This is a genomic window from Frankia sp. CoBUL1 (assembly GCF_978021245.1).
The window spans coordinates 1-13,654 of sequence record NZ_CDXDOS010000080.1 but is presented as its reverse complement, the minus strand read 5'-3'; the positions used below and the strand labels follow the sequence as shown (position 1 = coordinate 13,654).

The window sequence follows — 13,654 nt, the reverse complement described above, 5'->3', positions numbered from 1 at the left end:
GGAAGTTTTCCACATTGCATGGTCTATGCAGACCACTGTTACAAAGCAGATAGCTCGTCCGGATGGCCCGAGGTGGTTTTCCCGGCTTCAGTGCCTTCGACGGCGCAGGAGACGACCGATGTCCGGTGGGGCGTGGCTCTGCCGGGTGACCGCCTCCCCGGGCCCGGTCCAGGTCCCGGTCGACGCGCAACCTCCACCGGACCGCGGCACGCTCCTCGCGTCCCTGGTTGCCGCCCTGGCCTGATGGTCGCTCCGTCGCCTACCAACACTTACGTGACGGTAGAGTGCCGAGGAACCGCGTATGGGCGCCGCGAAGAGTCGCACCGAGAGGGGCCGCAGCAATGACCGACAGAAGGACCGACAGAAGGGACGTCGGCACGGACGTCGGCGAGGGCGTCGCGTCACCGCCGGAACATCCGCGGATCGCCGAGTTGACCGCGCGTGCCGCCACGAGTGAGATCCCGACCGCGGCGCTGTGCCGTGATCTCGCCGTCGCGCACGAGCGGGTCGGCGACGACGCCGGGGCCGTGCGGTGGGCCCTGGCGCTCACCGACGCCGGCAGCGACCTCGGTGCCTGGTCGGCCGCTGCCGGCGTGCTGCGCCGCGTCCTGCCGCGGGTCGCGCCGCTGCCGAGGTCCGCGCGGGTGGCCGTGCTCGGCAGTTACACGACGTCGCAGTTCGCCGCGCTGTTGCCGCTGGCCGCGGCGCGAGCCGGGGTCGCCGTCGAGGTCTACGAATGCGGCTACGGGCAGTACCGCCAGGAGGTCCTGGACCCCGCGAGTGAGCTCTACCGGTTCCGGCCCGACATCGTCGTGCTCGCGGTGCACGCCGGGGAGACCGCCCTGCCGGCGGTCGCCGACGACCCGGCCGCCGCGGTGGCCACCGAGGTCGAGCGTTGGACGTCGCTGTGGGACACGATCATAAATCGATGCGGGGCCCGGATCGTCCAGCACACCTTCGCCATCCCCGGCGAGGTCGCGCTCGGCCATCTGGCGTTGCGGGTTCCCGGCTCCCGGCCGACGATGCTCGCGCGGGTCAACGCCGAACTCGGTCGGGTGTCCGGCGAGCGGGGCGACGGGGTCGCCTTCGTCGACTGCGAGCGGCTCGCCGCCGACGTGGGCAAGCGTGCCTGGTTCGACGCGCGGTACTGGCACCGGTCCAAGCAGGCGGTGTCGCTCGCGCAGGTGCCGCTGCTGGCCCGGCACACCGCCGCGGTGCTTGGGGCCCAGCTGGGAACGAGCCGGAAGTGCCTGGTCCTCGACCTCGACAACACTCTGTGGGGCGGTGTGCTCGGGGAGGAGGGCCTGGCCGGCATCGCGCTCGGCGATGACGCTGTCGGGGAGGCGTTCGCCGCGTTCCAGACATACGTCGCCGAGTTGAAGGCCCGCGGGGTCGTGCTCGCCGTCTGTTCCAAGAACAACGACGCCGACGCCCGGGAGGCGTTCGAGCGTCATCCGGGGATGCGGCTCGGCCTCGATGACATCGCGGTGTTCAGCGCCTGCTGGGACGACAAGCCGACGCAGATCCGCCGGATCGCCGCCGCGCTCGGCCTCGGCCTCGACGCGCTGGTCTTCGTTGACGACAACCCGGCCGAGCGCGAGGTCGTCCGCCAACTCGTTCCCGAGGTGGACGTCGTGGCGCTGCCCGCCGATCCGCACGGCTACGTCCGGGCGCTGGCGGACTATCCCTTCTTCGAGGCCACCGCCCTCACGGCCGAGGACGCCGCGCGCACCGCCACGTACCGGGCCCGGGCCGAGACGGCTGCCGCCGCCGCGGCGGCGACCTCGCTGGAGGACTTCCACCGCGGGCTGGACATGACCGCTACCGTGGTCCCGCTCGACGGCATGACCCTGCCGCGGGTCGCCCAGTTGGTCGGCAAGACCAACCAGTTCAACCTGACCGGTCGCCGCCGGGGCGCCGCCGAGATCGAGCGGCTGGCTGCCGATCCCGGCACGGCGGTGTTCTGCGTCCGGCTCGCCGACCGGTTCGCCGACCACGGGCTGGTCGCCGTGGTCATCGCGGTGGAGTCGGCGGACGCGCTGGACATCGACACCTGGCTGATGAGCTGCCGGGTGATCGGCCGGACCCTCGAGGACGAGGTGGCTGCGCTTGTTCTCGCCGAGGCCCGCCGCCGCGGCCTCGCCCGCGTGACCGGGCACTACCGGCCGTCGGCGAAGAACGTTCTGGTGGCCGGCCTCTACGAACGGCTCGGTTTCGAGCGGGTCGACCCGGCGCCGGCCACGACCCCGGCGGCGGAGACGACGTACTGGAGCCGTGATGCGCGGTCGCCGTACCTGCCGCCTGGGCTCATCCGGGTCGTCGTGGCCGAGCCGTCCGGCGTCGTGGCCGGGCTGTCTCCCCAGGTGTTCCCCCAGCCGCGGCCACAGGACCGCAAGATGGAAGAGGTGCCTCGCTGATGGTGCAGGAGCGACTACAACAGATCTTCCGGGAGATCTTCAGTGACGACGACCTCGTCATCAGCGACGGAATGACCGCCGCCGATGTACCGGGGTGGGACTCGCTCGCGCATATCAACCTCATCTACGCGGTCGAACGCGAGTTCTCGATCCAGATCGCCGATGAACGGCTCGCGAGTTTCGCCACCGTCGGTGACCTGCGTGAGCACATCGAGGAGCTGAGTGGTGTCCACTGAGATCGAGCGTGTCAACGGCCCCGGCCCCGGTGCCCCTCTCGGGTCCGGCGGGTCCGCAGGGAGCGACTCCGCAGGGAGCGACTCCGCAGGGAGCGGCGCCGTCCGAGCCGATCAGCCTGCAGCCGCCCCGTCCCCCCGGGTAGCCGGGACGGACGGCGACCAGGACACCCGGGATGCCTCCGACCTCGGGTTGTGGGAGATCCTGCGGGAGGACTGGCGCCGGCACTACAAATCGTTCGCCCACCCGGGGCTGCACGTGCTCGCCGTCTATCGCATCGGGCAGTGGCGGCGCACCCGCAGCCAGCCCGTCCGCGGGATCGTGACCGTCTTCTACAAGGTGGTCAACAAATTGATCATCCGTAACCTGTACGGGGCCGAGCTCGACGAGCAGGCGCGGATCGGCCGCCGGGTCCACATCGGCCATCACCAGACGATCCTCATCCCGCCGCACTGCGTGATCGGGGACGACTGCACCCTGCGGCACAACCTGACCATCGGCTACGCGAGCGGTACGGCGGGCCCGCGGGACGTGCCGAAGGTCGGCAAGCGGGTCGAGCTCGCCCCCGGGGTTCACCTCATCGGGGCGATCAGCATCGGCGACGACGCCAGGATCGGTCCGGGCTCGATCGTGATGACGGACGTGCCGGCGGGCTCGACCGTCTTCGCCGCTCCCGCGCGGGTGATGCGCCCACCGGGGCGTTGAAACCGTCCGGGTGACGCGCCCGCCGGCGCGCTGAGACTGCCTACGCGCCACTGCGGGATGTCGGCGACCGGCTCGTGGGATCGACTCGGTACGGTTTGAGGCCGGAACACTGGTGTCCGATTGGACCCGACCTGTGCCGTTGCCGAGATGGGGAGGACTCGCGGATGAAGGTGCTCGTGACGGGCACGGAGGGGTATCTGGGGTGCCTGCTCGCGCCCGAGCTGCTGCGTGATGGCCATGAGGTCATCGGCGTGGACACCGGCTACTACAAGTACGGCTGGCTGTACCGCGGCGTCGACCGGACCCCGTTGACCCTTGACAAGGACCTTCGCCATCTCACGGTCGAGGACTTCGCGGGGGTCGACGCCGTCGTGCACCTGGCGGAGCTGTCCAACGACCCGCTCGGCGCGCTCGCCCCGGACGTGACGTACAAGGTGAACCACGTCGGCTCGGTCCGGCTGGCGAAGCTGGCCAAGCAGGCCGGCGTCGAACGGTTCGTCTACATGTCCTCCTGCAGCGTCTACGGCGTCGCGACCGGTGCGGACGTCACCGAGGCCTCGCCGGTGAACCCGCAGACCCCCTACGCCGAGTGCAAGGTCTACGTGGAGCGTGACGTCGCCCCGCTGGCGGACGACACCTTCTCGCCGACCTTCCTGCGCAACGCCACCGCCTACGGCGCCTCCCCGCGGCAGCGTTTCGACATCGTGCTCAACAACCTGGCCGGGGTGGCCTGGACTACCGGCGAGATCGCGATGACCTCGGACGGCACCCCGTGGCGTCCGCTGGTCCACGGGCTCGATATCGCGAAGGCGATCCGCCTGGCGCTGACCGCACCGCGCGACATCGTGCACAACCAGATCTTCAACGTCGGCGACAGCGAGCAGAACTACCAGGTGAAGGAGATCGCGGACGCGGTCGCCACGGTGTTCACCGGCTGCACGCTGAGCTTCGGTGACAACGGCGGTGACAATCGCAGCTACCGGGTGTCGTTCGACAAGATCGCCTCCATCCTGCCCGGCTTCTCCTGCGACTGGAACGCGCTCAGGGGCGCCCAGCAGCTGCACGACGTCTTCACCCGTATCCAGCTCGACAACGAGACGTTCACCGGCCGCGGGCACACCCGGCTCAAGCAGCTTCAGTACCTGATCCGCACCAGCCAGCTCGACGCCGACCTGTTCTGGGCCCACTCGTGATCATTACGCCGACGCCGATCGCCGGGGTGATGATCGTTGATGTCGAGCCGTTCTCCGATGCCCGCGGCATGTTCGCGCGCACGTTCTGTGCCGACGAGTTCGCCGCCGCGGGGCTCACGGTCGACGTCGCCCAGTGCAGCGTGGCCTACAACGCCTCCGCGGGCACCGTCCGCGGGATGCACTGGGCGGGGGAGCCGGTGCGGGAGACCAAGCTGGTGCGCTGCACCCGCGGCGCCCTGCTCGACGTCGTCGTCGATCCCCGCCCGGACTCGCCGACCTACCTGCGGCACGTGGCGGTGAAGCTCTCGGCCGACAACCATCGGGCGCTGTTCATCGACGCGGGCCTGGCGCACGGGTACCAGACGCTCGTCGAGTCCACCGAGGCGACCTATCAGATGAACGTCCCGTTCACGCCGGGACACGACCGTGGGCTGCGCTTCGACGACCCGCGGCTGGGTATCGTCTGGCCGCTGCCCGTCTCGGTGATCTCCGACAAGGACCGTGCCTGGCCGCTGCTGGCCGGCGATGGTCCGGCCGGAGGCCCGGCCGGCGACGCCGCGCCACCCGGCCCTCCCGGCATCCAACGTGATGTAGCTCACGCATCCGGCGGGGTTGGCGCGACGGCCTGAATCCGTCGTCCCCGGTTCGGTCGACCGCCGGGCCCCCGCTCCACCAGTGAAAATCAATGCTGGCAGGGAAAAGTGAGCGGGGTGTGGGGTGTTGCCCACGAACGGGGGCAGGTGCTGGAAGGCATCCCACGTCTTGCCAGCTGGACAACCAGGCGCGGACGTGAGGGTTAGATTACCGGGTTTTCCCCCGACCGGCTGAACGAGGCCGTCGGTCGACAGTCGGTCGACCGACGGCCGACAGCGCCTGCAACGCCGCGGATACCCGCCGGGCGGGACGGCTGGCGGGGCCGGCTAGGCGGCGTCGGGGGGTGGTGCCACGGCTTCCTCTCGGCGACTGTGGGTCACGTGGGGGGTGGTGCCCACCGGCTAGCATGACCCGGCGTGCGCAGAACCCATGACCGCCGATCTTCGCCGGAAAATCATCGGGCTGCCGTCAGGGGTGCCGGCGGTGGCATCTCGCCGACGGAAACGAGCGCTCGTCCGGCGGTCGCCGCTGCGGCGGTGGGTGGCGGGTGTCCGGCCGATGACCGGTGCCCGCATGCCCGGGGCCTGCGCTCTCCTTCCTGCCTTCGCCGGCGATCGCCCGGCGGCGTGGCGGGCCCGTCCCGGCTTCACGAAGATCATGTCGTTCGCGGGACCGTCACATCCTTCTGGTCGGATGTGCGGTCATCATGTCGTTCGGCCTCTCGTTCGGCCTCGCGGCCGACTGGCACAGCCATTCCCGTCCACCAGATCGTGAAGATCGATGTCGACACCTCACCTAGGGGAACGCATGTCATCCGCAACCCCGGCCCAGCGCGGTAGTGGCACCGCCGAGGCCGACGCGACCCAGAAGCAGGCGACCCAGAAGCAGGATGCTCCCGGCGGCATCGCTACGGCGGTAATCGCCTGCCGGTCCTGCGGCGGACCGGCCCCGCGCCTGTTCCTCTCCCTGGGGTCCACCCCCATCGCCAACCGCCTGGTGCGCGCCGACGCCCTCGACGCGACCGATCCGTCGTTCCCGCTTGAGGTCGGCTTCTGCGAGGCCTGCGCACTCGTCCAGCTCACCCACGAGCTGCCGGCGTCCGAGATCTTCGACGAGGACTATCCCTACTTCTCCTCGTTCTCCGACATGCTCGTCCGCCACGCGGAGAAGCACGTGATCGACCTGATCGCGAGCCGCAACCTCGGGCCGGACAGCCTGGTGGTCGAGGTCGCCAGCAACGACGGCTACCTGCTGAAGGCGTTCGTCGAGCGGGGCATCCCGGTCCTCGGGATCGAGCCGACCCCGGGCCCGGCCGCGGCCGCCCGGGAGGCGGGCGTGCCGACCCGCGAGGAGTTCTTCGGCGCGGAGCTCGCCCGCCAGCTCGTCGCGGAGGGTCGCAAGGCCGATGTGATCATAGCGAACAACGTGATGGCCCACGTCCCGGACCTCAACAGCTTCGTCGAGGGCTTCTCGATCCTGCTCGCCGACGGCGGCCTCGTCGACGTCGAGAACCCCGGGGTCGGCGCGTTGCTGGCCCACACCGAGTTCGACACGGTCTACCACGAGCACTTCTGCTACTTCTCCACGATCGCGGTCGACGCCCTGATGCGCCGGCACGGCCTCGCGCTCGTCGGCGTCCAGGAGTTCCCCGAGCTGCACGGCGGCACCCTGCGGTGGAGCATGCAGCACACCGCCACCGCGGACCCGGCCGAGTCGGTGGCGGCGGTGCTCGACGCCGAGCGGGCTGCCGGGCTCGACACGTTCGACCGGTACGCCAGCTTCGGCGACGACGTCCGCGCCGTGCAGGACGAGCTGGTGGCGTTGCTGCGCTCGCTGCGCGCCGACGGTAGGACCATCGCCGCCTACGGCGCGGCGGCCAAGGGAGCGACCCTGCTGAACTCCAGCGGCATCGGTACCGACCTGCTCGATTTCGTCGTCGACCGCAACATCCACAAGCAGGGCCGGTACCTGCCCGGCGCCCGGTTGCCGATCCTCGATCCTGCCGTCCTGCTGGAGCGGCAGCCCGACTATCTGCTGCTGCTGGCGTGGAACGTGAAGAAGGAGATCATCGCCCAGCAGACCGAGTACGCCGCGCGCGGTGGCTCCTTCATCGTGCCGGTTCCCCGGCCCGTAGTGCTGTAGGCAACCCATCGTGGTCTCAGGCCGTCGTTATTTCCGTCCGTGGTTGTGCGGACCCTGCTCGCTGGGCCGGCTGAGCCGGTCGGGCTGGTCGAGAGAGCGGGTATGACGGACATCGACGTGGACCTGAGAGCCACGGGTGGGGAGGACGACTCCCCACCCGAGGGTTCCCCTGACGAGACCCGGTACGTGCCACGATCCCAGCGTCCCGCGCGGGCGACCGGGCAGCGTCCCGGAGAGCGGACCGAACGTCTCGGCGAAGGGTTCGAACGCCGTGGCGGCCGCCGACCCGGTGAGGTTTTCGAGGTGTCCACGGGGCCGATCCGCCCGCAGCCCGCTCCGGCGCCGGCGCCGCGGCCGGAATCCGGGGCGGGCGAGCAGACCATCAAGGTCTCTGGACTGCCGTTGATCCGCCGCCCGCCCCCGGGCACCGTGTGGACCGGCCCGGTGCGGCCCCACGGCGATCCGTCGGAGCAACGGCCCACCGCTTCCCCGGGCGAGATCTCCGTGAGCCGGGTGCCAACGGCCGGGAAGGCGGGAGAACCGTCGGGCGAGGCCGGGGGAAGACCGCCAGTCGACCCGGTCCGCCCCGCGGGGCCGGTGCCCGGGCCGTCCGGGCCCGCGATCCAGCCGCCCGACGTCGTCACCGCCACGATGGACCTGAGCGCGCTGCAACGCCGGCTGCGGGCGGAGAAGACCGAGCTCCTCCGGCGGGTCGAGGGGCAGACTCCCCGGCATCGCCGCTCGGACCGGCGGGCGCGTCGAACCGACGAGACCGATCCGGAGAGCACACAGATCTTTCCGCGGCCGCCCCCCGCCGGGCGTGGCGGCCGATTTCCCGGGGCGGGCACCGCGCGGTCCCGCGGTCGACGAAGGCCCGCCGCGACGGGCGGCGGCGAGCGGGCCGCCGCGGCCGCGTCCTTCGGGCCGGGGCCCGGTAACGGGGCCGACGGCCTGGTGGACGATCTGACCGGCGACGAGGGTCGCGGGCCGCGAGGGTCCGGGCCGCGAGGGTTCCGGCGGCCGTGGCGGAGCCAGGTCGAAGGCGATCTGGACGCTGGCGGACCAGGCCGTCTCCAGTGCGACGAACGCCGCGGTCTCGTTCCTGATCGCCCATCAGGTCAGCGACGTCGAGTACGGCGCGTTCGGTATTGCGTACACGTTGTTCTCCATCGTCATCGGCCTGGTCCGCGCCGGAAGCTGCATGCCGCTGAGCATGTTCTACTCGGGTGCCACTCGGAGCGACTTCCGGGCGGCGGCCACCGCCACCACCGGCTCGTCGTTCGTCTTCGGTGTGGCCGTGGGAATCGCGTTCGTCGGCCCGGGTCTGCTCCTCGGCGGCCCGGTCGGGTCGTCGTTGTCGGCGATGGGCCTCGTGCTGCCCGGCCTGCTGCTGCAGGATGCGTGGCGCTATGTCTTCTTCGCGATGGGGAAGCCCTTCGGCGCCTTCGTCAACGACACCGTCTGGGCGGTCGTCCAGATTTTCGGGATCTTCCTGCTCATCCACCGCGGTGTGACCGCATCCCCGCCGCTGCTGCTCGCCTGGGGGGCCTCGGCTCTCGTCGCGGCCCTGCTGGGGATAGCCCAGGCCGGCTTCTGGCCGTCGCCCGGCGAGACCCTTCGATGGCTCCGCAGGAACAAGTCGAACTCCGCCTACCTGGCGGCGGAGTTCATCACCGTCCAGGGCGCGATGCAGACCTCGCTGCTGGTGATCGGAGCGGTGGGTTCGCTGGCGACGGTGGGCGCCCTGCAAGGTGCGCGCACGCTGCTCGGCCCGACCACGGTGGTCGGGGTGGGGGTCGTGAGCTTCGCGTTGCCGGAGTTCTCCAAGCGGACCTCCATGACCCGCCACGCCCGGGAGCGCGCCGCCTACGCTCTCTCGGCCCTCGTCCTCGCTATCGGCACGGCGTGGAGCCTGATCTTCTACCTCCTTCCGGAACGTTACGGCCAGGCGTTGTTGGGCGACTCGTGGGACGGCGTCAGGAACATCCTGGGGCTGTCGATTCTGCACTATCTGGCCGCGTCGGTCCCGGTCGGACCGGCCTGCATGGTCTACGCGCTCGGAAAAGCCAAGATCACATTTCGGGTCAATGCGGTCTTTGCGCCGATGTTGTTTGGTTTTCCTATCATTGGGTTGCTTGTCGGGGAGGCGCGGGGTGCGGTCGTCGGCTATAACATTGCTTTCTGGTCCATTGCGCCGGTGTGGTTTGTGCTGCTCCGTCGACTCGCTCGGGAGCACGACGCGGAGCAGGCCGCGCTGCGGGCGGCGCGGGGCGGCTCCGGGCCTGACCCCGCCCCGGCGGGGCCGGGAGGACGAGAGCTGCCGCGCCCGCGCCGGGCCGGGATGAGCGACGCACGTCGGTCGAGACGGTCGAACGCTGGCGAATCTGACCATCGAATGGATCCCGTGGATGATGTCGAGGGTATGGATGTCGCTCCGGAGCATGGCCCTCGCCGGCCTGGTCGCGGAACCGGATCGCGGCGTGGTGGGCGGGGCACCTGAGCATCCGCGCGGCGTCAGGCATAGCTATAGACCGTTTACTATCCGCTATCGGCTATGCTCACAAATCGGTTCCGTCAGACAGATCTAGACCGTGGTCCGGCAAACGGGCCGGATGCTCCTGTGGGGGGCCACATTGAGTTCGCTTCATGTCCCGCTGGAGGAGTCGTTGCGTCGTCTCACCGGCACTCCGATCCGGGTACGGGCCCGGTCCGCTCGTTCTGAGTCCGTGGCGGGTGCGTCATGAGTCGCAACGTGCAGGCGGGCAACGAGACCAGCCGGGCTCCCTCCGCCCCGTCCCTGCTTCGTATCCTCCAGCCACGGCTGCTGGTTGTCGCCATCGTCGTGGTCGTCTTCGCGGCTCTGGCGGCCGCCTACTCCAAGACGCAGACGGCGACCTATCGGTCGAGTGCCCGGGTCTTCCTCTCGACGGACTCGGGTACACTCGGCGCCAACTCGGTCGACGCGACCCGCTTCGTGCAGACCCAGGCGCAGTTCGCCCAGTCCTCGGCGGCCGTCGCGGAGATCGCGAAGGAACTCAAGCTGCCCGAGCTGGACGTCGCCGCCCGGCTCAGTACCTCGCCGTCCGACGAGGGCTACTTCTTCGTCATCAAGGGGACGGGCCCGAGCCAGCAGGCGGCGGACGCGCTGGTCAAGTCGGCCGAGGATGCCTACAGCAAGCTCTTGACGACCTATGGCCCCAACAGCCAGGCGAATATCAGCGCCATGATCAAACTGCGTGACGGGCTGGTGGCGGAGCAGGCCGCTGCGGGCCAGGGAGCCGGTATTGCCGGGAGCGTCGACAACACCGTCCGCAACACGCAGATCGCGAACCTCAACACGCAGATCGCCACCGCCCGTACCGCCTCCGCGCTGGCGAGCGCGTCGATCAAACTAGCCGAGCCACCCGTCGCCGAAGGCCAGAGCGGGCCGAACCTGTTCCGTAACACGCTGGTCGCTGCGATCGTCGGGTTGCTCGGTTCGATCGCGGCGATTTGGATCATGTATCAGCGCCGGCCCACCATCCTCGACCCGCACAACCCATCCGACACCCTGGGCGTGCCGCTGATCGCCGTCCTGGAGCCGGGACGGACCACCGCCAGCGCGGCCGAGACCCTGGTCTCGGCGATGTCCGCGGTGATGTCCCCGACAAGCAAGGTGATCGCGTTCACCCCGGCGTCGCGAGGGGACCTGACCGCCGATCTCGTCGCCTCCGTGGCCGCCGCCTGGTCCGATGATCAGGGCGTCGTCCTGATCCTGGACACCTCGCCGTCGTCCGAGGTGCGGGGAGTTCTTGAGGGACTGCCCCGGGCGACCTCCGGGGAGCTGCCTCGCTGGGCGCACGAGCCGACCTGCCTGGCACGCTCGTCCGGCACCGGGCGGGGGCACATCCTCTACAACCGCGTGTCGCCGGCCCGGGCCGCCCGGCCCGGTGGCCTCGCCCCGATCCTCGCCGACCGGGCGCCGGTCGTCGACCTCGTTATCCTCGTCACCTCGGCGCTGGCCGAGCTGCCGATGACCGCGGCCTCCGCCATCCAGGCCGACGCCGTCGTGGTCATCACCTCCACCGAAACCAGCCTCAAGGAGCTTGAGCAGGTGCCGCGGGACTGGCCGGCGCTCGCCGAGCGAGTCGTGGGCGTCGTGCACGACGGCCGGACCGGCATCCGCCGGGCCGTCGCGGCGGCCCCGGAGCGTCGTTCGTCGGTCGACACCATCACCTCCAACTCTCCGGTGGGGGACTCGGCCGCGGTGAGCAAGCGGGGCGGCGGCGTGGACTCGGAGGCCACCGACCGCTACGCCCGCCCCGGCAAGCGTTAGAGAGCCCGTAGCCGCGAGGGTCCGGGACCCCGCCGAGGTTCCGGATTCCAGGCGTCGCAACGCCGGTATGACGAGCCGGGCGGTCAGCGTAATCTGACCGCCCGGCTCCTTCGTTGTACCGGCTTCTTGTCGCGGCTTCTTGTCGTATCTCCGGTCCCTGGGTCTGGTCCCGGCGCCCGGTCCCAGTTCCGGCCATCGCGATGGCCGGAACTGCCAAGATGAGGCGAGAGGAGCACGGGCAGGGATGGCGGTATGTGCGGATGGCGCCATCCGTGCGCTGTGGTGCGTGCGGTCGCGCGCCTGCTGCGCGCTGGGTCAGATCGAGGCGAAGGACCGGCCCGGTGCGGGAGCCGGTGGGATCCGCGGTGACGACGCTCCCGGATCCCTCTGGAGCCTGACGGTCTCCTCGGGGGTAACCGTGAACCAGGTGACGAGCAGGAGGCCGAGCCCGGTGACAACCGGGGCCAGCAGGCCTCCGGACAGCACGCTATAGAAGATCAACACCGACCCGGAGAGTACGAACGACTGCGAGCCGCGTACGAACATCGCCACCACCAGACCGATGAACGCGGTGGTCCCGACGACGCCGTACTCGAGGATCAGTTTGGGCAGGAGGGCGTAGTTCAGCGGCAGTCCGGTGCGGTAGAAGAACGCGGCCGCGTCCCGGTCGGCGAACCCGGGCCCCGAGCCGAACGCCACCGTCATCGGGTCGCTGCCGAGCGCGTCCCAGGTCCGCTGGTACGGCTGGACGAAGCGCAGGCTGCCGCTGGAGGTCGATGAGGATGTCTCCGTAGCACGCGCGGCGAAGATGCTCGACGCCGGGGTGAAGCTGATGATCAGTGCCACGAGGCTCACTCCGAGCAGGGCGGTGAGCGCGAATCGGGCGCCCTTGTGAACGGCCAGCAGGACGCCTGCGCAGGCCAGCAGGAGCAGACCTGTGCCGGAAACGGTGCTCAGGATGGCCAGCACAAACATGATCATGCGCCACCAGCCGCCGTTGCGCAGTGTGCAGACCACGATACCGAAGCCGAGGAACTGCGAGCAGAATGACGCCTCGAGGCAGATGAAGGCGTTCGACTTGTACAACGACGAGCCGTACTGCACGGGGTAGGACGTGTTGAACCCATGCATCAGGAACTGCGACGGCACGATGTCCTTGACGACGTCGGTGTACGGAACGCCGACGAGCTGAATGGCGAACTGGAACAGCGCGAGACCGGAGAGTACCGTGATCATGATCAGAAAACGGTCCAGCAGTCGGGGCAGGAGAGCGCGGGCGTCCGCGCCGCGCAGGCCGAGGACGAACGGCACGTACGTCGCCAGCAGCAGCAGCAATGAGGTGAAGGACGTGTCGTCCTTCTCACGGAGGAAGCAGACGAGTGCCGAGGCCGAACATGCCGTCATCGCGACGAGGTAGGTGGTCACCCGGCTGGAGTTGTACGTCAGACCTCCGCGGCGCAGCATCAAGGCTGCGCAGACATAGGTGATCGGCAGGATTACCTGGACCTGTGAACCGCCCACCGGGAAAGCGATCCGTTGCAGAAAGATCTCGCAGAAGAGCAGGATCGTCAGCATCCGGAAGGTGGCGTCGTTGACCGACTTTCCGCTGCCGGCCTCCTGGGTCGGGATCACCCACGACCGTGGAATCCTGGTCGTGAGCGTGGTGGTGACCACTGGTTCCCGTCCCCCCGTTCCTGGTCAGTGGGCTCCCGGGCGCCGCGTCCGGCGACGGGGGTCCGGCGATGGAAGCCCATCCGCACGTCGGCTGGTCGGCTAGCTGGCGCTACGGGCGGACGGCGTGGGCGATTCAGTCTATCCGGGGCCCTCGTGCCGTCTAGCAAGGTGGTCTCCGTGCCGTTTCCGGAGCGCATGGTTGCGTCTCCGTCACGTCTTGCAGCCAGCTGGTGGGGGCTCTTCGAACCCGGCACGGGCGATGAATAATAGCGGTCGTCAGGCTTGACAGCCGTCGGTTCGTATCCGTGCAGATCTGGATTCCGGCGCGGGGCGGGGCGGACACATGCCCTCGGCCACCCGGGACCCGGACGCTACACCGC

At 69.8% G+C, this 13,654-nt stretch carries 10 protein-coding genes; 9 read left to right on the top strand and 1 reads right to left on the bottom strand.

What is annotated here, in order from left to right:
* Positions 1-118 precede the first annotated feature (118 nt).
* From AC08OX_RS08455 to AC08OX_RS08415, 9 genes are all read left to right on the top strand, one after another.
* Complete coding sequence (locus AC08OX_RS08455) at positions 119-244, top strand: hypothetical protein (protein ID WP_476607299.1); 126 nt, start codon at positions 119-121, stop codon at positions 242-244.
* A gap of 97 nt (positions 245-341) precedes the next feature.
* Positions 342-2,417, top strand: a complete 2,076-nt coding sequence (locus tag AC08OX_RS08450; protein ID WP_476607298.1) for an HAD-IIIC family phosphatase — start codon at positions 342-344, stop codon at positions 2,415-2,417.
* Positions 2,417-2,653, top strand: coding sequence for an acyl carrier protein (locus AC08OX_RS08445; protein ID WP_011438317.1), 237 nt, complete (start codon positions 2,417-2,419; stop codon positions 2,651-2,653). Before AC08OX_RS08450 ends, AC08OX_RS08445 begins: the two co-directional genes overlap by 1 nt.
* Positions 2,643-3,356: a serine O-acetyltransferase gene (locus AC08OX_RS08440; protein ID WP_476607297.1), complete on the top strand. Its 714-nt coding sequence runs from the start codon at positions 2,643-2,645 to the stop codon at positions 3,354-3,356. Before AC08OX_RS08445 ends, AC08OX_RS08440 begins: the two co-directional genes overlap by 11 nt.
* A gap of 164 nt (positions 3,357-3,520) precedes the next feature.
* Positions 3,521-4,549, top strand: a complete 1,029-nt coding sequence (locus tag AC08OX_RS08435; RefSeq protein ID WP_476607296.1) for an NAD-dependent epimerase/dehydratase family protein — start codon at positions 3,521-3,523, stop codon at positions 4,547-4,549.
* Positions 4,546-5,178 carry a dTDP-4-dehydrorhamnose 3,5-epimerase family protein gene (locus AC08OX_RS08430; protein WP_476607295.1) on the top strand — a complete coding sequence of 211 codons (633 nt, stop codon included), beginning with the start codon at positions 4,546-4,548 and terminating at the stop codon, positions 5,176-5,178. Before AC08OX_RS08435 ends, AC08OX_RS08430 begins: the two co-directional genes overlap by 4 nt.
* 772 nt (positions 5,179-5,950) lie before the next feature.
* A complete protein-coding gene (locus AC08OX_RS08425; protein ID WP_476607294.1) occupies positions 5,951-7,285 on the top strand; it encodes a methyltransferase domain-containing protein in 1,335 nt (444 codons plus the stop codon).
* A gap of 1,159 nt (positions 7,286-8,444) precedes the next feature.
* A complete protein-coding gene (locus AC08OX_RS08420) occupies positions 8,445-9,785 on the top strand; it encodes a hypothetical protein (RefSeq protein WP_476607293.1) in 1,341 nt (446 codons plus the stop codon).
* 240 nt (positions 9,786-10,025) lie between these two features.
* The gene (locus AC08OX_RS08415) at positions 10,026-11,600 is read left to right on the top strand and encodes a Wzz/FepE/Etk N-terminal domain-containing protein (RefSeq protein ID WP_011438310.1); all 1,575 of its coding nucleotides are present in this window, start codon (positions 10,026-10,028) and stop codon (positions 11,598-11,600) included.
* A 315-nt stretch (positions 11,601-11,915) separates the two neighbouring features.
* Here AC08OX_RS08415 and AC08OX_RS08410 read toward each other — a convergent pair whose 3' ends face one another.
* Positions 11,916-13,274 (bottom strand): hypothetical protein, encoded by a 1,359-nt coding sequence (locus AC08OX_RS08410; RefSeq protein ID WP_476607292.1) that lies wholly within the window; start codon positions 13,272-13,274, stop codon positions 11,916-11,918.
* Between the last annotated feature and the right edge of the window lie 380 nt (positions 13,275-13,654).

Coding starts and splice junctions, on each gene's coding strand:
- AC08OX_RS08450 (WP_476607298.1), top strand. CDS start 342: ATGACCGACAGAAGGACCGACAGAAGGGACGTCGGCACGGACGTCGGC.
- AC08OX_RS08415 (WP_011438310.1), top strand. CDS start 10,026: ATGAGTCGCAACGTGCAGGCGGGCAACGAGACCAGCCGGGCTCCCTCC.
- AC08OX_RS08445 (WP_011438317.1), top strand. CDS start 2,417: ATGGTGCAGGAGCGACTACAACAGATCTTCCGGGAGATCTTCAGTGAC.
- AC08OX_RS08455 (WP_476607299.1), top strand. CDS start 119: ATGTCCGGTGGGGCGTGGCTCTGCCGGGTGACCGCCTCCCCGGGCCCG.
- AC08OX_RS08435 (WP_476607296.1), top strand. CDS start 3,521: ATGAAGGTGCTCGTGACGGGCACGGAGGGGTATCTGGGGTGCCTGCTC.
- AC08OX_RS08425 (WP_476607294.1), top strand. CDS start 5,951: ATGTCATCCGCAACCCCGGCCCAGCGCGGTAGTGGCACCGCCGAGGCC.